General features: G+C 46.7%; 18 protein-coding genes. 2 read left to right on the forward strand and 16 right to left on the reverse strand.

The features are described 5' to 3' along the window. Nucleotide 1: 1 nt before the first annotated feature. Nucleotides 2–1339 carry a TolC family protein gene (locus BUB19_RS09080; protein WP_073094175.1) on the reverse strand — a complete coding sequence of 446 codons (1338 nt, stop codon included), beginning with the start codon at nt 1337–1339 and terminating at the stop codon, nt 2–4. A gap of 236 nt (nt 1340–1575) precedes the next feature. Between BUB19_RS09080 and BUB19_RS09085 the strand changes: the two genes are divergently transcribed. After that, nucleotides 1576–2382, forward strand: a complete 807-nt coding sequence (locus BUB19_RS09085; protein WP_073094176.1) for an aminotransferase class IV — start codon at nt 1576–1578, stop codon at nt 2380–2382. 193 nt (nt 2383–2575) lie between these two features. On the opposite strand, the gene BUB19_RS09090 is transcribed toward BUB19_RS09085, so the two are convergent. The 9 genes from BUB19_RS09090 to BUB19_RS09130 form a co-directional block, all read right to left on the reverse strand. Next, complete coding sequence (locus BUB19_RS09090) at nt 2576–3370, reverse strand: thymidylate synthase (RefSeq protein WP_073094177.1); 795 nt, start codon at nt 3368–3370, stop codon at nt 2576–2578. A 10-nt stretch (nt 3371–3380) separates the two neighbouring features. After that, nucleotides 3381–4427 (reverse strand): dTDP-glucose 4,6-dehydratase, encoded by a 1047-nt coding sequence (rfbB, locus tag BUB19_RS09095; RefSeq protein WP_073094178.1) that lies wholly within the window; start codon nt 4425–4427, stop codon nt 3381–3383. A gap of 163 nt (nt 4428–4590) precedes the next feature. Then, on the reverse strand, nt 4591–7038 hold the full coding sequence (locus tag BUB19_RS09100) for a GumC family protein (RefSeq protein ID WP_073094179.1): 2448 nt from the start codon (nt 7036–7038) through the stop codon (nt 4591–4593). 2 nt (nt 7039–7040) lie between these two features. Beyond that, a complete protein-coding gene (locus BUB19_RS09105; protein WP_178371463.1) occupies nt 7041–7859 on the reverse strand; it encodes a polysaccharide biosynthesis/export family protein in 819 nt (272 codons plus the stop codon). A gap of 83 nt (nt 7860–7942) precedes the next feature. Next, nucleotides 7943–9100, reverse strand: a complete 1158-nt coding sequence (locus tag BUB19_RS09110) for a glycosyltransferase family 4 protein (protein ID WP_073094261.1) — start codon at nt 9098–9100, stop codon at nt 7943–7945. A 194-nt stretch (nt 9101–9294) separates the two neighbouring features. After that, nucleotides 9295–11073 (reverse strand): RagB/SusD family nutrient uptake outer membrane protein, encoded by a 1779-nt coding sequence (locus BUB19_RS09115; RefSeq protein WP_073094180.1) that lies wholly within the window; start codon nt 11071–11073, stop codon nt 9295–9297. 27 nt (nt 11074–11100) lie between these two features. After that, nucleotides 11101–14289, reverse strand: a complete 3189-nt coding sequence (locus tag BUB19_RS09120) for a SusC/RagA family TonB-linked outer membrane protein (protein ID WP_073094181.1) — start codon at nt 14287–14289, stop codon at nt 11101–11103. A 612-nt stretch (nt 14290–14901) separates the two neighbouring features. Continuing rightward, nucleotides 14902–16815 carry a hypothetical protein gene (locus BUB19_RS09125; protein ID WP_178371465.1) on the reverse strand — a complete coding sequence of 638 codons (1914 nt, stop codon included), beginning with the start codon at nt 16813–16815 and terminating at the stop codon, nt 14902–14904. Between the two features lie 59 nt (nt 16816–16874). After that, a complete protein-coding gene (locus tag BUB19_RS09130) occupies nt 16875–18707 on the reverse strand; it encodes a 3-keto-disaccharide hydrolase (protein WP_073094183.1) in 1833 nt (610 codons plus the stop codon). Between the two features lie 349 nt (nt 18708–19056). Between BUB19_RS09130 and BUB19_RS09135 the strand changes: the two genes are divergently transcribed. Further along, on the forward strand, nt 19057–19839 hold the full coding sequence (locus BUB19_RS09135; protein ID WP_073094184.1) for an SDR family NAD(P)-dependent oxidoreductase: 783 nt from the start codon (nt 19057–19059) through the stop codon (nt 19837–19839). A 70-nt stretch (nt 19840–19909) separates the two neighbouring features. Here the strand turns inward: BUB19_RS09135 and BUB19_RS09140 are convergent, their stop codons facing one another. From BUB19_RS09140 to ccoN, 6 genes are all read right to left on the reverse strand, one after another. Then, nucleotides 19910–20614 carry a sulfite exporter TauE/SafE family protein gene (locus BUB19_RS09140; protein ID WP_073094185.1) on the reverse strand — a complete coding sequence of 235 codons (705 nt, stop codon included), beginning with the start codon at nt 20612–20614 and terminating at the stop codon, nt 19910–19912. After that, nucleotides 20615–21040 (reverse strand): FixH family protein, encoded by a 426-nt coding sequence (locus BUB19_RS09145; RefSeq protein ID WP_073094186.1) that lies wholly within the window; start codon nt 21038–21040, stop codon nt 20615–20617. It abuts the gene before it with no gap. A gap of 19 nt (nt 21041–21059) precedes the next feature. Further along, on the reverse strand, nt 21060–22475 hold the full coding sequence (gene ccoG / locus BUB19_RS09150) for a cytochrome c oxidase accessory protein CcoG (protein ID WP_073094187.1): 1416 nt from the start codon (nt 22473–22475) through the stop codon (nt 21060–21062). 79 nt (nt 22476–22554) lie between these two features. Continuing rightward, nucleotides 22555–23481, reverse strand: a complete 927-nt coding sequence (locus BUB19_RS09155; protein WP_073094188.1) for a cbb3-type cytochrome c oxidase N-terminal domain-containing protein — start codon at nt 23479–23481, stop codon at nt 22555–22557. After that, a complete protein-coding gene (locus BUB19_RS09160; RefSeq protein ID WP_073094189.1) occupies nt 23468–23659 on the reverse strand; it encodes a cytochrome C oxidase Cbb3 in 192 nt (63 codons plus the stop codon). The genes BUB19_RS09155 and BUB19_RS09160 overlap by 14 nt, the downstream gene beginning before the upstream one ends. Before the next feature lie 12 nt (nt 23660–23671). After that, nucleotides 23672–25804, reverse strand: coding sequence for a cytochrome-c oxidase, cbb3-type subunit I (gene ccoN, locus BUB19_RS09165; RefSeq protein ID WP_073094190.1), 2133 nt, complete (start codon nt 25802–25804; stop codon nt 23672–23674).

Below are 25804 nucleotides of genomic sequence, written 5' to 3' on the forward strand. Positions count from 1 at the left end.
ATTAAAGTGATAAGGGATTTCCCAGATAAAAATCGAGCACTTTTACCCGGAAGACATATTCATACTTCGCCGTGACCAGGTCTGCCTGAGCGTTGAAAAGATTGTTTTGGGCAACCTGAAAATCAACGGCATTGAGTGCGCCGACTTCAAATCGCTGCCGGGCCATTCTGAATGCTTCCTGCAGGGCTTCGACCCGCATGAGCGAGCTTCTGTAGGATTGTTTGGCAGCATAGGCGGAGGTATATGCGGTTTCGATTTCCTGCCGCAAAAGGTTTTTCGTTTCTGTTTCCTGAATTTCGCTCAAACGCTTCTGCACCCTTGCACGCTGAACTCCGGCCCGGTTTCTGAAATTCGTAAATACCGGAATACTCAACTGCACATTGGCAGATTGGGAAAGGTTATTTTCAAACTGGCTCAGAACCGGATCCGTCGCGCCAAAATTGGTCTGATCTACGTAGTTTGAGAACACATTGGCGCTGAGGTTAAGGCTCGGAGTGAATGCGCCTTTGGCGATACGTACACCCAGCTCTGCCGCATCAACACCCAGTTCTGCTGCCTCGATCTGCGGGAGGTAACCGGAGGCGACACTATATATGTGCTCCACACCCCTGCCATCGATCTCCAGTCCATCTACTTCCACTTCCGGAATTATGATCCCGAAATCGTCAGTAAAGGGCAATTGCAGGGATTGGGAAAGATTCAGGCGGGCAATCCTCAAGCTGTTTTCAGCATTGATCACTTCCAGTTCGTTGGTGGCCAACTGGGCCTGCAGATCCAGTTGGTCGGAGATAGGGATAGAACCCGCCTCTACCAGACTACTTGTCCGTTCCAGTTGATCTTTGCTGGTCTGGAGCTGGGAGTTGGCGATATTTAGCTGTTCCCGCGCAAACGCCACATTGATAAAGAGATTAATGGTGTTCAGCGATATATCATTTCTGCTGGCTTCTACATTCAGGCGGCTGGTTTTCGTGTTGATTTCCGCCTGTTTGATACTGTTGCTGATTTGCCCTCCCGCAAACAAAGGCACACTGGAACTTCCGGAAATATTGATGTTTCCGATTCTTCTGGTTTCAAACGCATTGGTTACCGGATTGATAGATCGACCCCACCGGTAGCCCGAGGAAGCCCCCATATTAAATGATGGGAGCCGCTGGCCCTGAGATTCCAGGAGATTGGACTCGGCATTGAGCAAATTGAGCTCTGCTCTTTTCAGATCAAGGTTGTTTTCCAGCGCAATGGCTACGCTTTGCTCTAAAGTCAGCTTCCCAGATGTGTTTTGAGCAGATACATCCAAAGACAAGCCCCATATACAAAAAATTAAAACCAGACCGTATTTCATGAGTAATACATTATTGAAAGATAAGGGATGGAATCTGATGGATGAATGGGTTATATGATAAAGTAATAAAACTCCATTCACTTTGTCAAATTTAATGCTAAAGAATTAATTAATTGCAAGTTTACTGTATTTTACAGAACAATCGCTTATCAGGTGGATTTTTTAATTAATTTTAACGGTAGAAAAGAAAGGAATGAATATTATCCGTTCATAAACGGACAGAGGTATGTACGATAATGAGACATTTTAGGTTAAATCCGGAGGGAATATATGCGGAGGATGACCTGGGTACTGCCAACCGGGCATTTCTTTTCGGCGACGGGATTTTTGAAACGATGGTGTTTGCTAATGGACAAATTCGATTCGGTAAGGATCATCAGGAAAGATTAATGAACGGCTTTAGGCAGCTTCGGATTTCCGCTGATGCTTTTCCAGATATTCATCGTGTAGAAGCGCTGATCCGGGAATTACCCGAGGGCAGAAAATCCTGCCGGGTTCGCTGGAACCTGTACCGCGCCGGTAGCGGCAAATACACACCTTCTTCACCCGGGCATGAAGAATCGCTGATGCTGACGGAGTTTCAGCCCGCCCCAAAGGTGAAGAAAGCAGCTTATTTTTGTACGTCCATCCACCTGCAGAATTCACCCTGGGCAAACTGCAAGACACTAAATGCGCTGCCCTACGTGATGGCCAATCTGGAACGGCAGGAAAAAGGTATGGACGAGGTCATATTGATGGATGCCTGGGGGCATGTTTCCGAAGCGGGAAGTTCCAATATTTTCTGGATTAAAAATGACATTTACTATACCCCTTCCCTGGAAAAAAATTGCGTAGCTGGTGTAGCCAGAAAACAGATTCTGCGGAGAATTGCGGAAGTCGGAAAAAGCTGTAAGACAGGTTCCTTTTCGGCCGATCATCTCCTGGATGCGGATCAGGTATTTGTCAGCAATGTATCTGGCATCAGCTATATTGAAGAAATTGCAGATCGCAGGTTTAGTTGCCGGCCTGTCGCTGAAATTGAGTCTATTTTTACACTTACCTGAGGACTATCCGCCGCCCTCATGTGGGCCAGCGGGCTGAATAGGTAATAAACCCGCACCGGCATAAAGCGTTGTTGTGAAAGACGCTGTGATCCGCAGGCACTACTTTGGTCTGCAAGGGATTTTTTGCCAGCAATCCGGTACCCTACCCAGAACAAACCCGGCAACGCACTATGCCTGCAATGGCCATTTCCTGTCAGACAGATACCGCGGCTTTGATATGCGGGTGTGGGTCGTAATTGTGAAGTTTGATATCCTCATAGGTGAAGGAGAAAATGTCTTTTACTGCTGGGTTAAGTTCCAACCGGGGAAGCGGCCGGCATTCTCTGCTCAATTGTAACCGGGCCTGGTCCATGTGGTTGTTGTACAGGTGGGCATCTCCGAAGGTATGGATGAATTCTCCCGCCTCCAGCCCACAGACCTGCGCAACCATCATCAAAAACAGCGCATAGGAAGCAATATTGAACGGCACACCAAGAAAAACATCTGCACTACGCTGATATAGCTGGCAGGAAAGCCGCCCGTTGGCTACATAAAACTGAAACAGCAAGTGGCAGGGAGGTAAGGCCATCTGATCCACGTCCGCCACGTTCCAGGCACTCACGATCAGGCGACGGGAGTTGGGATTGGTCTTTATTTGGTGGATCAGGTTTTTGATCTGATCGATTTCACCACCCTTGCCATCCGGCCAATGGCGCCATTGGTAGCCGTAAACCGGACCGAGATCGCCGTTTTCATCCGCCCACTCATCCCATATGGATACTTTATTTTCTTTGAGATAGGCGATGTTGGTATCTCCGTTAAGAAACCATAGCAATTCATAAAAAATGGAGCGGGTATGACATTTTTTGGTGGTCACCAGTGGAAAACCTTCCGCAAGGTCGAAACGCATCTGATAACCAAAAACACTCCGGGTACCGGTACCGGTGCGATCTCCCTTCTGAACCCCATTGTCCAGTATATGCTGTAATAGTTGATGGTATTGTTCCATTTCAAATCAATTAACTATAATGCACCTTATAATAATGCTGGTAATCTCCGGAAGTCACTCCTTGAAGCCAGGTATCATTGTCCAGGTACCAATCGACCGTTTTTTCTATGCCGACTTCAAAGGTAAGGCTGGGCGCCCAGCCCAGCTCCCGGTTGATCTTTTGGGCATCAATGGCGTAGCGCAGATCATGCCCTGCCCGATCTTTGACAAAAGTGATCAGTTTAGCGGATTCACCGGCCTCCCGGCCCAGTTTTTTATCCATGATTTCGCAGAGCAGTCTTACAATAGAAATGTTTTTCCATTCATTAAATCCTCCGATATTGTAGGTCTCTCCCTGAATTCCCTTGTGGAAAACCACATCGATAGCTCTGGCATGGTCTTCTACATACAACCAATCCCTTACATTCTCTCCCTTGCCGTATACCGGCAGTGATTTTTTCTCCTTTATGTTGTGAATACATAATGGAATGAGTTTTTCCGGAAACTGGTTGGGTCCGTAGTTATTGGAGCAATTGGATATGATCGTTTTCATCCCATAGGTATTGGCATAGGCCCTTACAAAGTGGTCTGAAGATGCCTTTGACGCAGAATAAGGAGATTGCGGATCGTAGGGAGTGGTTTCTGTGAAATAGCCTCCATCGTCTAATGAACCATATACCTCATCAGTAGAAACGTGGTAGAACAGGTGGTTTTCCAGGTCCTTCCAGTACTTTCTGGCCGTATTGAGCAGGTTTACCGTTCCCATCACGTTTGTCTTCACAAAAGCGAGTGGATCAGATATGGACCGGTCCACATGCGATTCTGCCGCGAGATGGATCACATCCGTCACCTGGTAATCGTTGAAAACCATTTCCAACAACTTTTCCTCATTAATGTCAACTTTTGAGAATACATAATTGTCTTTGTCCTCGATATCCTTAAGGTTTTCCAGGTTGCCCGCATAGGTGAGACAGTCCAGGTTAATGATCCGGTAATCGGGGTATTTATTGACAAACAGACGCACCACATGAGAACCAATAAATCCGGCCCCTCCAGTAATCAAAATTGATTTTTTCATTGTTTAATTCTATTATTATCAGGATGAGACTCCTTCCCCAGTCTCAAAGAAATGCTATTATATGAGTAAGCCAGGTTACAAACTTTGTACTTTTACCTGTACAGTTTCAGCTCGACGGCCCGGCATACAAAAGTCCTAAAGCCCGGTCAAAAGACAAAGCGATTCAGGCCTTAAATCTATTTAATAATCTATTGATCCATCCCCGCTTTGGTCGCTGTTCGGCTTCATAATATCCGTCACCATAACGATTTTTCTTCATATAGGAGTAATTGTATCCATAGCCGTAGTTGTAGCCTCCAAAGTCATAGGTATCCCCTCCACTTTTCAATCCATTAAAAATAGCATAAAAATTTCTGACCTGATCATTGGCATAGAGATCATTGATCATCAGCAGGTGGTTTTTATGGGTAAAATCATGCCTGACGATATACAGGTTGACATCGGAAAACCGGAGCAAATCCATGGTTTCAGACACCAGCCCCACCGGCGGGCAGTCCATGACGATGATGTCAAACTCCTCCTCCAGTCTGTCCAGAAAATTTGCCATTTTTTCTTTGAGCAACAATTCGGCCGGGTTTGGAGGTACTGGTCCGGATGGTACGACACTTAGATTTTCGTATTTGGTGGGAATGACAATATCCTCTGCTTTGTCTTTATCTACAAGAAAAGTAGAAAGTCCCTTTTTGTTTGAAATTTCCAGGTAGTTGGAGAGCTTGGGTTTCCGGAGGTCAAGGCCCAGCAGACAGGTCCGCTTGCCGCTCAAAGCCATGGCTGAGGCCAGGTTCAGGCTGATGTAGGTTTTCCCTTCTCCGGAAATACTGGAGGTAACGAGAATTTTTTTACATTTTTTCTCGCTCGCGATGTAAAAGAGCGCAGAGCGCAGTGACCTGAAGGATTCAGATGCAAGGGATCGGGGATGTTCGGCTACCAGCAGGTTGGTCTCTTTGTCGCTGTAGCCTATGGTACCCAAAAGCGGAATTTTGAGAATATTTTTTAACTGGATCTGGTCCATGATCCGGTTGTTCAGGTAATGAAAAATCAGCAGAAAACCCAGGGGCAGAAAAAAGCCAAGACCGATCGCATAGGAATAATTTTGGGTCTTTTTGGGGAATATCAGCATACCTCGTTTGGCATAATCCACGATGCTGTTGTCCGGTACATTGGATGCCTTTGCTATACCTGCTTCCGCCCGCTTTTCAAGCAAGTAGGTATAGAGGCTTTCCCGCAATTTAAATTCCCTGAAAATATTGGAATAGCTGGATTCGGCCTGTGGCAACTTGGCAAATTGCTTGTCGAAACTGTTTAATTTTTTCTGGTATTCCCGTTTCTTGTTGCTGGTATTCGCAATGAGATTTTCTATGTTTTCAAAAATATTTTCCTTGAGCCGTTCGATCTGTTGGTCCAGCACCGCTACATCAGGGTGAGTTTCTCTGACTACGGCCATTAATTTTCGTCTTTCCAGAGACAGTTCAACCAGATTTCTGATCAATTCTCCCAGGAGACCATCCGAGATACCGATCACCGATGGGGAGACAATCTCTTCATAGGAATCGGTTTTGCTGACCAGATAGGTCCGCAAGGTATTGTAATAGGCCAATTCAAAATCAATGGATTGGATATTTTCTTCCAACTGTTGTATGCTATTAAGTACTCCGCCAAATTCGGCATCCACATCCAGCATTTTGTTTTCTACCTTAAAGTACTGCATGCGGCTCTCTACCGAATTCAGGGAGTCTTCTACAATATAGAGCTGCTCCTCAATGAATTTCAAAGCATTTTCTGATATCCTGTTCTTTTCCTTCAAATCATATTCCAGAAATGCGTCCATCAGGGCATTGACATAGTCGCTTCCCTTGTCCACTATTTTTGTGGTCATACTCACTTCCAGGACCGAACCGTAGTTGACCAGCGGGCGGACATGCACAGCACCGGCATACTGATCTATGAGCGCTTGCGGGGGATGAAGCAGAAATTCGTATTCCTGGTACTGCCGGAAGATATCAATCAGATGCACGGTAAATTTGGCTTTGCCATCATTGACTTCCTTACCGAATTGGTAGGTTTTCCCAAAAAAATCCTGGGCATCTTCTGCATAGGGGTAACTCATAAAAAATTGATCCAGAAACATGTTTTCCCCCGGTAACAATTGAAAAGTAGAGTCCGAAAGAATCAGAATCCTGATTTTTTTACTGTTCACCTGTGGGTGAGTCCAGTCTACATCCACCCGTATAGGACTATTGTTGTAAAGTTCGATCTCTTTGATATTGGTGGAAGCAAAATAGCTGACATCAAAATGGAGTTTGCTCAAAGCCTCTGCAGCCAGATTTTTGGACGAGAACAACAGGATATCATTGGTCAGGTTTTCCGTACCTGAAAATATGTTGGAACGGTCCAGAATCCGGACTTCGGGGGAAGCATTACTTTTAATCATCATGCTCCCTTTGACTTCATATTTTTCTACCGTATAGCGGTGGAAAAGAAATACAGCCAGCAGACCCAAAATGATACAGAAAAGGTATAACGGCCAATATCTGAAATACTTGATGATGTAGTATTTGATATCAATCGGCTTTTCCTGCTCCTCAAATTGAGATAGATCTAAGTTTTCCATTGTCAAAAAATTCCGGAAGTAATACCATAAATAAACATCATCGCCGTGATAATGGATATGCCCAATTGCAGGCTTGAAGAGATATTCTCCCCGGAGCCCACCTGACGGATTTGCATGGGTTGCAAATACAATACATCATTTGGCTGAATAAAAAAATACGGAGAAGCGAGTAGCTGCCGGTCATTTAAATTTATCTGGTGTATTTTCATACCACCGTCGTACTGACGGATGAGGAAAAGTTCATTTTTTCTTGCCAGAATGTTGGATTCTCCGGCCAAAGAGATGGCGTCAAATATGGTTGCGCGGTTTTTTAGAATCACCTTTGGCCCCACACTCTGAAATTCTCCCAGCGTGGTAAACCGGATACCGCCTATCCGCAACCTCACCGATACATCCTCTTTAAAATAGGTATTGATGGCCTCCTGCACCTTATCGCGGGCCATTTCCTCGGTAAGGCCGGCTAATTTTATCTGCCCGAGAACGGGCATCCGTACAAAGCCGTCTTTGTCTATAGAATAACCTGAAAAATAAAAAATGTCCATGGCACCACCGCCACCACCGCCGGCCCTGCCGCCCCGGACCGCCGCAGCACCCTGGTATTCAAATGCTGCCAGCAATTCCTGATTGGGAGAAGCAAAATCAATATCAACGATATCAAAAGGCTGTAGTACATATTCATAGTCTACTTCTGCGTAGGGTATAAATTCATCCAGTTCGATAGGCTCATTGCCTTTGATATTCTGAAGGTAATTGATTCTTTTATTGCTGATACAGGAAGTAAACCATACAGAAAACAGCACTATGGTAATCAGCCTTATCATATAAAAATTCAATTTAAATGCGTTCAAAATTAATTAATTATGAACGTTTAGGAAATTAATGCCAACAAATAATTTATTCGACATTATTTTCTATCTAACAAACGGTTATATGCATTCAAAATCTCTGCATGCAGGTTTTTTCGGTCAAAATCCTTCTCAACACGGGCATACATTCTTTCAGCAAAGCCCTGCATCACCTCACGTTTTACAAACGCAAATTCCAATGCTTCTTTTAACGCAGCCACCTGCTTCAGGGGATAGACCAAAGCTGTTTTCATGTGCACAGCCAGTTCCCTGTTACCAGCAATATCAGAACAAATGACAGGACAGCACATGGCCCCTGCCTCCAGCAAAACATTTGGGAAACCTTCCCGGTATGAGGCGTGTACCAGTACATCACACAATGCAAGGTAATAAGGCACATGGTCTGTCCAGGGAATATGTACGATCCGCGGGTGATCTTTGATCTGGTTGATCGTCCTAATCTCCAGGGGATCAAGTTCCTGTTCAAAATCACCCACCAGCACCAGCCGGGATCGATTTACAATTTTTGACTGCACAAAGGCTTCTACGAGATTGGCAATGCCCTTGTCTTTTACCATCCTGCCTACAGCCAGAATCAGAAATTCATCCTCGCCGGGGCTGAGTCTCATCGTAGCCGCCACCAGGTGATTTTCCTGCAGATTGGCCCTGTTAAACACGCTTAAATCGACTCCATTTGAGGAGCCATTGCCGATAATTCTGACTTTATCCTCCCCGACAAGCTTTTCCTTCAGGATGGCATCTTTTAGGGATAATGCATTGGGCCAGACTTCTACAGCAAATCGATACGTCAATTTCTCCATGGCCGCCAGCAATTTTTTTTGTTTGTCTGGCCGGGAGACATAGGGCAAGCCTGCTAGCGTATGTATGCGCACCGGTACACCCGCCATCCAGGCCGCGATCATGCCGAGCAGGCCTGCCTTAGGAGTATGGCTGTGAACAATGTCCGGCTTTTCCTTTCTGAATAAGCGGTACAACAACCAGATACAATACAGGTCCTTAATGGGTGTAATTTTGCGTGTGAAGGGTACAACTTCCTTCCTGATGTCCTTTTCGCTTCTCAGGACATCATGCCATTCCTTACCCTCTGAGCTGACAACCACTACCTCAAAACCGGCTTGAGAAAGGTACAGCATCTGGTGTTTGAGTAATAATTTCAAAGAGAGCGGGACGGTGGTTAACCTGACAATTTTCGGCATGCTGCTGTATGGGTTATTTAAAAGTGCAAATATACCCGATAAATTCGTATGCCTGATATACAATTTCATTTAAACGTGAATACCAGTTTTGCATGGATCAAAAATAAAATCCTTCCCTAACTACATACCTGCATCAAACAAAAAAGGTGAGGGATCAACCTCACCTTTTTTACTCTGTATCAAATCGTCTTAAATCAATCGAATGCCGGATCCTGAGTCAGGGTCGGTGACCCATCCCTGAAGGACCTTTCTATAGCCTCCAGAGGAACCGGGAAATACTCGTGAACACCCTTTTCAAATGAGGCGTTGCTCAGGTAAGTCCTCTTGGTTGCTTCTTCGTCAAGGTATTCATTCATGGTTTCGGCCGCAATTCCCCAACGTTGCAGGTCAAAGAACCTGTGGCCTTCCATAGCAAACTCCAGCCTGGTCTCCATCCTGACGGCCTTTCTGGCCACATCCTGATCTGTCCATGGCTGGTCATAGGTAGAAATGACATAGTTGGCGGCAGGTTCGCCTTCTACTATGGTAAAATCGTTACGTTCCGCACCCTGAACGGCCCGCGGTACAAATCCGGCAGGGTTTGCAGCCCTTTCGCGGATCATGTTTACCAATTCCCTGGCCCGCTCAAGGTTACCGAGTTCTACTTCAACTTCGGCAAGCCATAGGATTACCATTCCTAATCTCATGATGCGGTAATTGTTGGCTGAAAGCCGTGGGTTGGCACCGATCCCGAAGAACTCCGGCTCTGCCACATGCTTTTTCGGTGAATAGGGACCTGCGTAGTTCTGATCCCGGATAAAGTCACTACCGTGGATCTTATAGCCCTTGTACAGGATATCCCTTCTACCTACGGTATGGTCTAACCTGGGATCCAGCGGGCCCTCATAGGGATCAAAAGGGTCGTTCCATGCCAGACCCTGATCATTGGGGACATCCTCTTCATTGAAAGTATCCAATAAAGGCAATCCTTCAGGCGAAGTTTTGTAGGCGTTTACCAGGTTTTGAGTGGGCTGGTAAAATCCACAACATCCCCAGGGATCCGTATACGGATAGTTAAGGGTAGTACCCTCATTGGCGGCCGCCGTAGTGGCACTGGAAATCGAAAACTGGATTTCAAAGATAGATTCCTCATTGTTCCTTCTGCCGACCAGGAAATTTTCTTCAAAAGTCGGCGTAAGCGCAAAAGGACCATTGTTCACGATATCATCGAGGAGCGTCTTGGCTTCCTGCAGGACAGCCGTATTGGCTACACCAGTTGACTGGTCCCAGCCCTGAAACATTTTTGCTTTGGCAAGAAAAGCCTGCGCAGCCCATTTGGTTGGTCTGCCTACTTCGCTTTGTACTTCCGGGAGGACCTCCATTGCCGCTTCAAAATCAGCCTCGATATCTGGCCAGATTTCACTGTCATTGGGCACTTTACTACTTTCCAGATCAGAAAGCACAAAGGTTTCATCGTCTATATAAGGAACTCTCTCCCACATTTTTCTGGCTTCCATATGGAAAAAGCCTCTCAAAAATCTGGCTTCTGCGATGATCTGAGTTCGTCTTGCGTCTGACACATCTTCAGCTTCCTTGAGTGTATTCAACACATCGTTGGTTCTGGCTACCCCTTTGTATACCGCCCTCCACTTGTTTCGCAGGTGAAGGTTGGTGGGTTGAAAATCAAATGTTTCCAGAAAGGACTGTTCGGGTTGGTCACCTGCATCCGTACCTTTGTACGCATCATCAGATACTACGCCTCCATATACCCAATTGTCTATGGTTCCATTCCATCCGGACTGCCCGTCCAGGCCATATCCATCGATCATGGCATAAGCTCCCAGAAGCAGGCCTTCCACACCTTGTGCATTCTCAAGACCTACTGTACTGAACTGTCCCTGGGGAACAGTTTCCAGAAATTCTTCCTGGCAGGAAGTCGTCATCGCTCCCATTACCAAAGCAGCTGTTGCTAGTTTAAAATATATCCTTTTCATAAAATTGCTTCTTTAAATGGTGATCAATTAAAATGTCACGTTAACACCCAGGATCAGGTTTCTGGACACAGGCATGTAACCTCCGTCAAACCCTATGGTATTGTTGCTACCGGTCTGGATTTCAGGGTTTGTACCTGTGTATTTTGTTATGGTAAAGAGGTTTTGAGCCTGGAAATAAATAGAAGCCCTGCTCATACCCAGGTTATCCAGCGTAGCATCATTTAGATTGTACGTCAACTGTGCATTTCTCATCCTGAAGTATGAACCGTCCTCTACGAAGTAGCTCGAGGGTCGGCTGCTGATCTGGTCATTGGCATCCATGATCGGAAGAGTACCTCCGGTATTGTTGGGCTGCCAGGCATCATACAGTGCCGCTTTGGATTTGTTACCCTGGAAGGTGTTGAAATCGGTCCAGTAGTTGATATAGTTAAAAATATCATTACCTACGGAGCCATTGCCAAACAGGGTAAGATCCCAATTTCTGTATCCTACGTTGAGGTTTATTCCGTAAACAAAATCCGGGTGGGGATTACCAATAACAGTTCGGTCAGCATCAGTGATCACTCCGTCTCCGTTAACGTCTTCTACCTTAAATTTACCTACAGCATTGTAGGTACCATAGGGGGGGTGCGCACTAACTTCCTCTTCTGTCTGGAATATACCCAGATTGTTGTAACCGAAGAAGGAAGAAATCGGGAAACCAGACTGAGTAATGGTCACAGAAGGCACCCTTGTGGAAGCACCAAATAGTACGTTGTCCTCATTTTCAGCCAGATTATCCACATTGTTTCTGTACATGGAATAATTTGCTGACACACCATATCTCAACTCTCCTCCGAGCGCGGTATCGTCTAATCCCAGGTTCAGGTCAATGCCCTTATTGGTCATCTGACCTACATTGAAGAAGGGAGCAGTCGCATCCCCATGACCGTAATTGATCGGAGTTTGAAACAGCATGTCGGTAGTCACACGATTCCACACATCCAACTCGAAGAAATACTTGCCTTCAGCAAATTCCACATCCAATCCGATATTGTTGGAAGTAGTTGCTTCCCATCTGGCATTCGGGTTTCCAAATCTCAATGCATCAAAGCCGAGGGCCGGAGTTGAAGTAGATCCATCTATTGGATAACCTGCATTGAAGATGTTGGAACGATAGGTGGTGTAGGCGTTGTAATCCCCGATCAGCTGGTTACCTGTTTTACCCCAGCCATACCTCAATTTCATGTCAGAAACAAAGGGTAGGGCTTCAGCGACGGCAGCTTCATCAGACAATCTCCAACCCAAACTGAAAGCCGGGAAAGTCGCATTTCTCGAGGCTGCAAGAAACCTGGACGAACCATCATTTCTCAGGATAAACTGAACCAGGTATTTGCCATCATAGGAATAGTTTAATTTTCCAAACTGAGAATATAACCTGTAGTCGTTTACAACCCGGCCGAAGTTGGTCGCTGTATTGGGGTCACCCAGATCCAGATAAGAAATGATTGGAACCGTTTCGAAAGCGAATCGCTGTCTCGCAGCACCGAAGATTTCGCCGAATTCTTTGATAGACTCTATTCCGAGGTAGGCATCAAAAGCATGAACATCATTGAAAGTTTTGGTATAACTGATGGTGTTTGTCCAAACCCACTGATAAGAATACTCATTTTCTGAGGTGGAGCTGTTTACAAAGTTACCTTCCACATACTCCGGCTGAGGCCTACCAATGAATAGCGCGCGCCGGTTATTGGCATCCACGCCGAAGCTGGACCTCACGTTGATGTTGTCGGTAAGGTCTACTTGTGCATATACGTTTCCAAAGGCTCTCAGAGAAAGGTTCCTGTTGTCACGTGCTCTGACGAGTACAGCGACCGGGTTGAAGTTGTTGCCCAGATTGGCTCCTCTACTCCCCGCAAAGTTGCCCATGATATCATAAACCGGCAATAACGGGTGCTGCAGGGAAGAACTAAATACTGCATTTTGCTCCGCATTGTTTCCGGCAGATCCGTTTCCGAAACCTCCCTTACGATTACCGACGGTTACGGAGAGGTTTTCACCAATTGTCAGTCGGTTGTTCAAGGCTTTAAATTCGGTATTGGCCCTTACAGAGTAGCGGTCATACCCGATATCTCTTACTACCCCGTCCTGGCTGAAATAATTCAAAGAAAGCGCATACCTTCCATTTTCAGTTCCTCCGTTTGCGGTGATCTGATAACTTTGGATCGGCGCAGTTCTGGTAGTTTCTGCCCACCAGTCTGTGTCGGCAGCTCTGGTGATGGGATAGATATTACCCGGCTCCAAAGCATACAGGCTTGGATCTACGCCGGGGTCACCTTCCATGGCACCACTGGGGAACACATAATCAGGTATACTCACCTCACCGTTTGGCCCCCAGGAGTATTGACCATGGCTGGGAGTTCTTCCTGCATATATGTTCGCCAGATACAGGTATTCACCCAATTCTCTGGCGTTCAGTGGATCAGGACCCCTTTCCGCTGTCTGGGTGCCGTAAAAGGCATCGAATGCGATGGTTGGTTTTCCGACTTTTCCTCTTTTGGTGGTGATGATCACTACCCCGTTTGCTGCTCTGGAACCGTAAATGGAGGCCGCAGATGCATCTTTCAGAATCTGGATAGACTCGATATCATTTGGATTCAAATTGCCCTGATTCTGGGTAGGTACGCCATCAATCACATACAAGGGATCGTTATTGTTGATGGTACCAAAACCACGGATCCGGACTGTAGCACCTCCTCCGGGCGTAGCATCGTTGACAATCGTCACCCCGGCTGCCCTTCCCTGCAGCTGCTGGGCGAAGGTTGTCGCTGGTATGGACAACAATTCTTCTGAATCTACAGAAGTAACGGCGCCGGTGATCTCCCGCCTGGATTGAGAACCATATCCGGTCACTACGACCTCGTCCAAACCGCTGACGCCCTGTTCCAACTGAACATCAATGGTGGTACGGCTGCCAACCACCTCTTCTAAATTGGTAAAGCCCAAAAAGGAAAAGACCAGGGTCGCTTCCTGATTGGGTACGGTGATGGTATACTCTCCGTCCAAATCTGTCACAGTACCATTGGCGGTACCTTTCACCAATACCGCGGCACCCGGCAATGGCTCTCCTAAATCATCTGAAACAGTACCTGAAATCTCGATCTGTGCGAATACGGAAGCCGTACTCACCAGAAGAGCCAACAGTGCCATACTGCTTAACTTGCAAATTTTTGACATAAGCATCTAGTTGAGTTTAAAGTGTATTGATTTATTTTAACTGTATTATATAAAATATATAATCCTATTTAAAATAGACGAGTAAAATCCGAAAAAATATTGAATCTTACATATCTATGCACTATGATACTCGGAAAGGAACAGATCCCATCATAAGTATCAATTTTCACGATTTTGAATAAATGTTAGTCCAGGGGGATTGCAGGTTCTCGGTATGGGGAATTATCCGGGAAATCCAAAAAATGGGATGTAAATAGATGTTTCATGTTCGGTTAAGATTAGGTTTATTGACAAGTAACATTTAAACATGCAGCAACACAAAAACCCTGTGTGACATCCAAATGTTTGAACAATTCTACAATTTTTTTTGAAAAGAAAAAATCATATTTGAAAATTTATCAAACAAAAATTTCCTGACTACTATTGGAGCAATTTCATCCCACAAAAAGCTCATTTAAACTACTTTAGTGAAAAATTAAAATTAGGTTATTTCTTATTTACTATTATTAATTTGATTGATAATATTTTTAATAAAAAAACAGGAAATAAATCTGTGAATTTAACCTATAGCGTAAAAAAAACAGTCTTTGTCAGGACTGCTTTTTTCTTTGTTTATTTCAGGGAATTGATCCATTGAGCGATTTTCATCGCATCTTCCCTGGGCACATGCGGCATCGGCGGCATGGGGGTGGCGTAATCCGGCCAGTTTTCAGGCTTGGGCGTATGGATCAGAGAAACAATCTCCTCTGGCGTGTAATTTCTCCTGGCCACATCTTTATAGGCAGGACCAACCTGTTTGGTATCCTTATTGTGGCAGGCAATACAAGTATGCCGGGAAAGCAGGGCGCTGACCAGGGCCTCGTCAATCTTATCCCCTGAGCCCTGCGGAACCTCTTCTTCCTTTCCACTTACCGATACTGCCTCCGGACTTACACTTGAAGGGCTGACTGGCTCCGAACGATCAGAGGAATTAAAAGTGCTCACCTCATTCCCGGCCAATAAGGCACCTTCCGGAATTTCATTTAAGGTGTAGTAGGCGGAGGGATGTACCAGGGAGTAAAAATTATCCTTTTCCCGGATTCCGTCTAGTTGGATGTGGTGGATATGGTATTGGGTCAGGCCATCAATTTTAATTCTTACCCGCATCAAATCATCCGATACCTTCACCCCCGTCACTGCTGCCATTTCATTGGCCACTGGTGGACTACCATATACGGGATGGTATTTGTAAATGAAGGTTTGAACTTTGTAGGAGGCGAGATCCTTAGCCGATTGCTTATCTACCGGCTGGGTAAATTCTATTTCAAAACCGTCCGGCATGGCCCTGACATTCCTCATTTCAAAAGGAATTTCTCCGTTCCATACCAATCGTTCCAGACCCTCATTGGCATCTCCTGCGGATCCCCATCCCCGATTGGTCTCTCCCACAAAGAGAGAGCCATCCTGTGCCCAGGCCATGCGCAATACTCCCGACCTAAAGTTACTTCTGAAGTCAATTGCAGCACCCTGCAGCACCCCGTTTACTTCTTCCATCATCACCCGCATGATTTTGCTTTGCCCCTGGTCTCCCACCAGCAATTGCCCCGCAAAAGGTCCAAAATGTCCATCAGGGATTTTTATCGGTTCAGAAGTCGATATTCCGTGTATACCATAAGGAAACCAAACTGCCGGAAGAGTAATTTGGGGAAGCTTTTCCTTTGCCTGATAGAGCGTCAGGTAGTCTTCGTCCACAATATTTTCGGGTTTGATATATCTGCCCTGCTCATTTTTTACCTTCCTTGGGTCAACCACGGCATCAAAAGCCGCAGTAGTAAGGTCTAAAGGAGAATTTTCCATTCCAGTCCACCTCAAACCGGCGGGATGCCCGGCGAAAGCTCCTTTTTGGATGTGCCAGATTCCCCCGGAGGCCATGTAATCACCCTGGTTTTCTGTATAGAACAGCTTCCCGTCAATATGGGCCAATCCGGCGGGAGAGCGCATGCCTGTCGCCCAGGGCTCCATCTTACCCTCCGGACTGATTTTCATGATCCAGCCCCTGAAAGGTACACGGCTTTCGCCGCGCCACCATTCCTCGTTGCCAAATGCCACATTTCCTGAAACGTAAAAATTACCCTCATCGTCTACCACCGGACCATAGCTGTATTCATGGTAATGCCCGGAGACGGGCCAATTGTAGATCGTTTGATAGTGATCTGCTTTTCCATCCTGATTGCGGTCTGCCAATTTGGTCAGCTCCCCCCTTTGAGAACAATAGAAAGCGCCGTCTTTGTATACCAGCCCGAGAATTTCATGAAGTCCGGAGGCAAATTTCCTGAAGTAAGGCCTCGCTCCGGTGGGGTTTTCTACGACATATACTTCCCCTCTCCGGGTGGCTACACCCAGATTTCCATTGGGCATCACTGCGAGCCCGCCTACCTCCAGCAAAATGCCTTCCGGAGCCCTGACTCGTAAAATCTTAAAGAAATCTTCCTCCATTGGAGATTCCTGCGCCCAGGCTGCCTGCGCTAACATCAAGCCCGTTAACATGAGGATAAGTCCGGGTATTTGCTTGCAATTCATGATCATTTGACTTCTAATTCTACGCATTAAAACAATAAAAAATAGGTAATGTTATCCAGGGCAGGAATCAGCAATTCCATACTCCCATCGATTGATCTCAAGTCCGCCAGATCCTGTATCGAATCATCCAGCCGGAGGTAATAAGCCTTGTCACCAATGAGAAACAAGCCTTCACCCAAATTCTGGATGCTGGCATTTCGGGCCAGGCGCAGATAGGTGTTTTCTCCGGCGCTGCTGGTCTTGATGACCCGCTTTACCCCCTCTCCCTCCGTCAGGAATTCCAGTTCGTCACTCACGCTTACACCATAGCTCTCGTATTCAAATTGCAGGTGATGATCATCGGATAGGACTTTGTACCCTTTGACTTTAAAATGACTACCCAGTGTATCCGAGGGCCAGGGCTGCTGCAGGTCCTGTAGCCTGGCGAAGGAGAGTGCTGCCTGCTGGGTGTAGGTGACCGATCCCATTGGCCGGGAGGAGCCATCGCCGCGGCTGTTCCACATAGGTGTCGCATTTAAAAAGTCACCTCTCCAAACCTGAACCAGATCCCCAAAATCCATATCATAAGTGTAATGCACTTTATAAGGAGACCCTACAGACACTGCATGGGTAATCCTGCTGCCACCTGGAATATCCATAAAGCTTCTCAAAACAGGTCTTTCCTTCGGGTCTACAAGTATTGGATCAGGCCCCGATGCGCGGGAGAAGCTAAGGTCAGATAGCTGGACAGTCCGGATACCCGGGCCCGATACCTCGAGCCCTATTCCCGCTGGTATCCAATCCTGAACTTTAGCATATAAAATTTCTACCGGGTAAGTTCCTGCAGTGAGTTGTATTTCGCCGGAAAGATTTCCTGCTGCAGCAGCGATCACCTGCTCAGTGCCAACGGCTAAACTGCCGGCTCCTCCGGGGGCCGAAAGGTTAAAAATGTACTGTCCTTCATGCTTGATTTCCAGTTCTCCCCTATACCTGATCAAAAACTGCTCTTCTGCTCCCCTGATATTCGCACCGAGGCGTTCCATTTGTCCAGTCCTTGCTGGTGTCAACTGCGAAAAATCAGGAACTGCTTCATACCTGCCCTGATACAAGTCGAAGGTGATGTCATCCAGGACAGGAGCCGGGTTGTCATAAGGGGTAATTTTAATATTGCGGAAGGCTACTGCACCATGGTCACCCTGGATCCTGACTGGTCCGCTGGACATCTCCTTTTCGGCCATGGCCCCTCTGGTAGGGCCAAAAAGTGCTATGTTTTCGTGTATGGTGACTCCGTTCAGTACCGCGGAGATTATTCTGGCATTTTCTATTTTTTTTCCATTGGCATCAAACCTCGGCGCCCGGAATGATACCTTTAAGTTTTGCCATAGGCCTGGAGCTTTGCTGGCATTCTGCCGGGGCGCATAACCCTGATAACCCTGCATACCCTCTGGCTGTGATTCGTCCCACCGTTCGTAAATACCACCATTATCACCTGCACTGGGTATTGCCGTACCCCAGCTATCCAACAGTTGGATTTCATACATCCCCTGAAGGTATACTCCGGAATTGGAACCTCTGGCCATTAAAAAATCGAGTTCCAGATCCATATCTCCAAATGAAGCTTTGGTATACAGATCTTCACCCTTGTCCTTCTCTGTCGGCAGGTTGACCAGGATCCCGGTACCCTTGCTGACCGTCAGATCTCCTGTTTCATTGATATCTGCCATCACTGCACCTGCCAGTTTCCATGTTTTACCGGGATCTTGAAAAGCATCAAGATTTTCAAAACTGAGCGTTGTCTGGGCAAGGCCATGAAGGCTAAAAAGTAGTATACTTGCAGGGATGACCCCGCAAATTGATCTGAACATTCTAGATGGATCCATAGGTAATAGTTGATTCCAATATTATTTATTTTAAGAATAGGCTGGCAAAAATAACTTTTTCAAAATAAAAAATAAGGAAACTTCACAATTTATCCACCAGGCCTGTACGTTTGCGAATATCATGCATTTAAAATGACAGCACGTACCAATTTGCCTGGAAAATCATTACCTTAACGCTTTTGGTAAGCGGCTACCTGTGAGCGATAGTTCATACTGGCCGCATGTTTGCCACTCGCCGGGCATGCCTGATCAAAGTGCTCAGCAGCCGGTTAATTGGTTTTAGCGTGCTATTGTCAATCAGGCCCCACTTGCCAAAAAGTATGTTTTATCAAACCCTCTAAGAAATAAAATGAAAGAAAATCTTCCAGGAATTAAACTTTTTGACCTGAACGGTAAGAAGGCTATCGTCACAGGCGGATCCAAAGGCCTGGGACTGGCAATGGCTGCCGGACTTGCTTCTGCAGGTGCGGATTTGTTGCTCGTCAACAGAAAAGAAAAAGACGGAGAGGTAAGTGCAGCCGCAATCAATGAAGCGTTTGGCCGGGAAGTTTACTCTTTTGCCGCAGACATCAGCAGTCAGGATCAAGTAGGCGCCATGACTGACTACGCCATGGATGTTTTTGGTCGCATCGATATTCTGATCAACAGTGCAGGCATCAACATCAGAGGAAGTATAGATGAACTCAGCCTCGAAGAATTTAATCAGGTAATGGATGTAAATGTAAAGGGCACCTGGCTGTCCATCAAATCGGTAGCCGCCCACATGAAAGCAGCCCGGTCCGGTAAGATCATTAACCTGGCCAGTACCCTAGGCCTGGTGGGTCTGGCTGACAGGACACCATACACCTCAAGCAAAGGAGCTGTAGTCCAGATGACCCGCGCATTGGGCATTGAGCTGGCACCGTTTGGCATCAATGTAAATGCCATTTGTCCAGGACCATTTCTGACAGAAATGAATATACCCGTGGCGGATGATCCCGCTACGAAACAATTTATCATTGGAGCGACGGCATTTGGCAGATGGGGTGAATTGAAAGAAATTCAGGGAGCTGCCATATTTCTGGCCAGCGAAGCGGCAAGTTACATGACCGGATCCATGCTTACTGTAGATGGAGGCTGGACGGCCAAATAAACAGTTTTCCACGCTGCCGGTCTTAGCCGACTTCTGCTCCGGCCGGCCCAAATCACTGGCGGTAAACAATTCATTCGCAATGGGTAATACTGGCATCCAGCATTTCGGAAGCAGGCAGGCCAAGTGCCGGGCTCAAAAATGGTATGCCCCAGCCCATTCCTCTGATCACAAACAGGACACCAATAAAGAGTGCAAAATAAGGCAGGAGCCGATTCATCCGAAACCTAAATGCGGGGCTGAAGATTTTATTTGAAAGCATCAACAACAGCATAACGGGTACCGTGCCCAATCCAAAAAACAGCATGTAAAGCATTCCGGAAACGGGTCCCTGTAGGGCCAGAGATGCAAGCAAGGCCATATACACCATACCGCAGGGCAACAATCCGTTTAAAATTCCTGAAAGAAAAAATGCCCGCGGCCCTCCCTTTTTGAGTGAACTCCCCAGCCTCGATTTGAGTCGGACAAATCCTGAAGACAAGCCAGAGCCGGATACCCATTTCTCAGATTTTCTGTAAAAAAAGGCCATACCTATGATTACGGCACCCATTAGAATAGATATCCATTGTTGTATGCCTGCCAGGGCCAGCGAAAATCCCAGCATACCTACAAGTCCTCCCAAAAAAACATAGGTCAGTGTCCGGCCTGAATTGTATAAAAATTTGTTGCGCAGGTACCGGTTGTGATCCCTTCCGGCGAGGGCCAGAGCAATCGGACCGCACATACCGATGCAGTGAAATGATCCGAGAATTCCCCATACAAAAGCGGTCCACAACATTTAAATATCAATTTTTATTTCTTCGAAATATTTAAGCTCTTCGCTTGCCCAGCTTAATTTAACCCTCCAATACCCAGGTGATAAATTACTCAAATTCAGGAACCTATTAGTATTTTCCTCAATACTGACTTCAATTATTCTGTCCAATCTCGCATCTGAAGGCCTGAACAAATGCAATTCTCCGCTTGCGCCGACTGGGAGGTTTAATTCTAAGGTTTTCTTTCCCTTATCGAACCTCATGGCGTTATCGGTAGACTCAAGGGAATTGCTAACCCTGTCTATGTGCTGCTGATAATTGATTTCAGCTTCATAATAATTTTCTGTGACCAAATGCAGGTCATCCTGTCGCATGCAGATGGTCACCATGGTTGCCATTATCGCCACAAAAACCACAAAAACCAATACTATTCCGTTTCCCCAATTCATAGTCTTTTTTTAGGTATGTTCATTTATTTACAGGCCCCATAAAACTGGTTTCTATTTTATCAATGGTCTCTCCGTTTTGCTGCAGAAGCAGCACTACAGTTTCTTGCGGGACGATCATATCTTCCTGATCCTTAACCAGAAAAAAACGTCCTTCAAATTTGGTCTGACCCTGCAGATTCCAGTCGGTATCCCCTACCCGCTCCAGGCTAATGGCTGGATCCTCCGGAACCAGATCTACCTGTTGCTGATCAAAGGTTTTATTGATCAGCGTCAGTTCATACAAATTGCTGATCTTATCTCCTTCCCGCTCCTGATAGGTCATTCCCCTGAAACGGGTCACTGTGGCGCCCAGGTCTGTACGCGTACTTAGCAAGCCAACAAACCCGCTAATCAACAGAAGTAAAATAGCGGAATAGGCTTTAACCCTGCCGGTAATTAATTTTGAGGTCCCTTTTTGAATGCTTTCTTCGGAAGCATAGCGAATCAGGCCCTTAGGGCGATCCACTTTTTCCATCACCTCGTCACATGCATCCATACAGGCGGTACAGTTCACGCATTCCATCTGTACGCCGTTCCGGATATCGATACCCGTGGGGCATACCTGTACGCATAACGTACAGTCGACACAATCTCCTAAAGCATCGTTTTCGAGTTTATTTTTTCTTATAGGACCTCTGGGCTCACCCCTCACATAATCGTAGCTGACGTTAATGGATTGATTGTCCAGCATTACCCCCTGCAGGCGTCCATAGGGACAAACGACAATACAGGCCTGCTCACGAAACCAGGAGAAAACAAAAAGAAATATCCCGGTGAATGCCAACAAACCTAAAAATCCAGCCATATTTTCACTGGGAGGCTGCATGACGATCACCTTTACCTGCTCTATTCCGATAAGATACGCCATCACCGTATGTGAAATCAACAGGGATATCAAAAGGAAAAGGGACATTTTCAGGGTTTTTTTTCTGATTTTCTCGGCATTCCAGGGCATGGAATTTAGTTTCCGCTGCTGATTGGCATCGCCCTCTATCCAATACTCTATTTTCCGGAAAACCATCTCCATAAACAGGGTCTGCGGGCAAGCCCAGCCACAAAATACACGACCAAACACCACAGTAAACAAGATGATGAAGACGACGAATATCAGCAAGAGAAAAATTAGCAGGTAGGTATCCTGGGGCCAGAAAACAGCTCCGAAAATGATGAATTGCCGCTCAAAAAAATTGAACAACAGCCAGGGTTGTCCATTTACTTTGATGAACGGACCTGCGAATAAGATGGCCAGCAGTAACCAGGAAAAATAGGTTCTCCACCGGTAAAATTTACCAGACACCTTTTTGGGATAGATCCAGTTCCTGCCCCCTTCTTTGGTGACGGTACCGATTGCATCCCTGAATTTTTCCGGATCGAGGTTTTCGTTTTTCTTTGCCATTTCGCCTCAGCACTGATTGATTCCTATTTCCAAGCGTTGGACCGGGCATCAAATGGGCACGGTCCAACGGATTAACAATTTACTCTGCCGGTTCCAGCCCCAATTCGTCCTCGCCCAGAGCATCGAGCGGCTCCTCTATATTGGGCTCGTATTTCTCGCCCTGAGGCTCCTTTGGGTTAGCGGGGCTGGTACCTTGCAGGGTTAAGATATAGCTGGATACCTGCTGCATCTGCTCGGGACTTAACTGGTCCTGCCAGGGGATCATGCCTTTTTCGACCACCCCGTATTTTACCACTGAAAATATGTCCTTGATGTCGCCTCCGTGAATCCAGTATTCATCGGTCAGGTTAGGCCCAACGCCACCACCTCCATCCATGGCATGGCAGGCTGCGCAGTTTCCGGCGTATAATTCACTGCCCGCCTCAATGGCCGCCGTACTGGAAGTAAATTCTACCGTATTTTCGTCTATTGCAGCCAGCATGGATTCGCCCCTGGCTTCTTCTTCCATGGCAGCAATGGCCAACTCCTCTTCATATTCTTCCATCTGTGTTTTGCCTATCCCCAGCACGGAGTAATTGACAAAATAAATGATGGCAAACCCAATGCTCAGGTAAAAAACATAGGCCAGCCAGGGAGGCATAAAATTGTCGAGCTCGACGATGCCATCATAACTGTGATCCAACTGGATATCGGCCTCCTGCTCAATGGGTTTCATCTTTCCGGTTACAAATTTTTCTTTGAAGTTTTCCCACCAGGAAGGCTGAGCCGCAAGCGCGGGATTATCCTGTCTGATCACTGACATCAAAAAGGAAAGCAGGTACAGCATCACTCCCATGATGATGACAATCAGCAGCAATACCACACCAATGATCAACAACAGGGTCATTTGGCTGCTATCCATTTGCTGCAGGCCTGCGGTCCAACTTTGATCCGCTTCCTGGCCCAAAACGGGAAAGGTCAGGAATAGCCCGCCGAGCATTGTTCCAATCCATTTATACGTTTTCATAGCTCTCGTCTTTTTGAAGTTCGTCGTTTAAGGGCATCTCTTTCATTTTCTCTATATAGCTTTTGTCCACCCGGATGACCCACCAAAACATGCCGATAAAAAATATCACAAATATCAGCAGGGAGATTATGGGATAGATTTCAATATTTTCTATAGATCTTAAAATTTCTTTTTGCATGACGATTCAGATTTAAGGGTTGGTTGCTGTATTCTTGCTAATGTCCGTACCCAGCCTTTGCAGATACGCTATCAGGGCTACAATCTCAGTATCGGGCAAGACTTCCACCCCTGATTCTTTAAGTCCTGCCACGATGTCGTCGGCCTGCTGCTTCAGATCATCAATGGCTTTTTCATCGTATCCCTCGGGGTAGGGCACGCCCAATTGCTGCATGGTCCGGATTTTTGCGCCAATATTGCTGTGATCCATGATATTGGTCGTCATCCATGGGTAAGGTGGCATCAGCGATCCCGGTGACATGGTCCTGGGATCCACCATGTGGTGGTAATGCCAGCTATCCGGATATTTTCCGCCTACCCGATGCAAGTCAGGGCCGGTACGTTTGGAACCCCACAGAAAGGGCCTGTCGTATACATACTCCCCTGCTTTCGAGTATTCGCCATATCGCTCGGTTTCAGAACGGAAAGGGCGGATCATCTGGGAGTGACAACCCACACATCCATTGGCGATATACAAGTCTCTGCCCTGCAATTCCAGAGGCGTATAGGGCCTGACGCTACTGATGGTAGGCACATTGGACTTGACGAGTAGGGTCGGAATGATTTCCACAACACCTCCTATTAGAATTGCCACAGTGGCCAGAACTGTAAAGAACACCGGCTTTCTTTCCCATGCCCTGTGCCAGAACTCACCCTTGGAGGGCACATGCCTGGCGAGCGCAGGCGCTTCGTCTGCCTCTTCTTCCTGGAATGAGCCGGAAGCGGCGGTTTTCACCAGGTTGTACACCATGATGATCGCACCCGACAGGTATAGCAAGCCTCCAAAGGCACGCAGCATGTACATGGGAACGATCTGGATCACGGTTTCCAGAAAATTGGGGTACGCCAGGCGGCCCGCATCCCCGAACTCCTTCCACATCAGGCTCTGGGTAAGGGCGGCTACATACATGGGCAATGCGTAAAAAAGAATGCCCATGGTACCCAGCCAGAAATGGGTGTTGGCCAATTTTACGGAGTACAAGTTCGTTTTCCACATTTTAGGCCACAACCAGTACAACATGGAAAAGGTCAGAAAACCGTTCCAGCCCAGCCCTCCTATATGAACATGAGCTACGATCCAGTCGGTATAGTGCGCGATAGCGTTGACGTTTTTGAGTGAAAGTAAAGGCCCTTCAAAAGTAGCCATACCATAAGCAGTCACCGCTACCACCATAAACTTCAGAACAGGATCTACCCTGACCTTATCCCAGGCACCTCTGAGCGTCAATAAGCCATTTACCATGCCTCCCCAGGAAGGTGCAATCAACATGACCGAAAAAGCAACACCTAGCACCTGGGCCCATTCAGGCAATGCGGTATACAGCAAGTGATGCGGACCGGCCCAAATATATATGAAGATCAGTGACCAGAAATGGATAATGGACAGTTTATAGGAGTAAACCGGTCTGTTGGCTGCCTTGGGCAGGTAATAGTACATCAGTCCTAGGAAGGGGGTAGTCAGGAAAAATGCCACCGCATTGTGTCCGTACCACCACTGCACCAGTGCATCCTGTACCCCTGCATAGGCCGAATAACTTTTGAAAAAGGAGACGGGCAGTGCGAGGGAGTTGAAAATGTGGAGTACAGCTACTGTCACGAAGGACGCCAGATAAAACCAGATGGCCACATACATGTGCTTCTCCCTGCGTTTGATCAGCGTACCGATCATATTTGCGCCGAAAGCCACCCAGACAACGGCAATCGCAATATCAATGGGCCATTCCAGTTCAGCATATTCCTTACTGGAGGTCAGACCCAATGGCAGGGTGATGACTGCAGACAGTATAATGGCCTGCCATCCCCAAAAGTGAAACCAACTCAGAGATTTGTTCCACATCGGGGCCTTCAGCAATCGCGGCATGGAATAATATACTCCCGCAAAAATCGCATTTCCCACAAAGGCGAAAATCACGGCATTGGTGTGGAGTGGTCGCAACCTGCCAAATGTCGTGTAGGGATTACCCAGGTTGGCCTCAGGTAAAAATAACTGGGTAGCCGCCAGTACTCCGATCAGCATTCCGGCCAAACCCCAAATGATGGTGGCCGCACCGAAGTATTTTACGATCTTATTGTCGTAACTAAATTGTTCAAGTGTAGTTCCTGACAT

This window comes from Cyclobacterium lianum, from assembly GCF_900143075.1.
Taxonomy (GTDB): Bacteria; Bacteroidota; Bacteroidia; order Cytophagales; family Cyclobacteriaceae; genus Cyclobacterium; species Cyclobacterium lianum.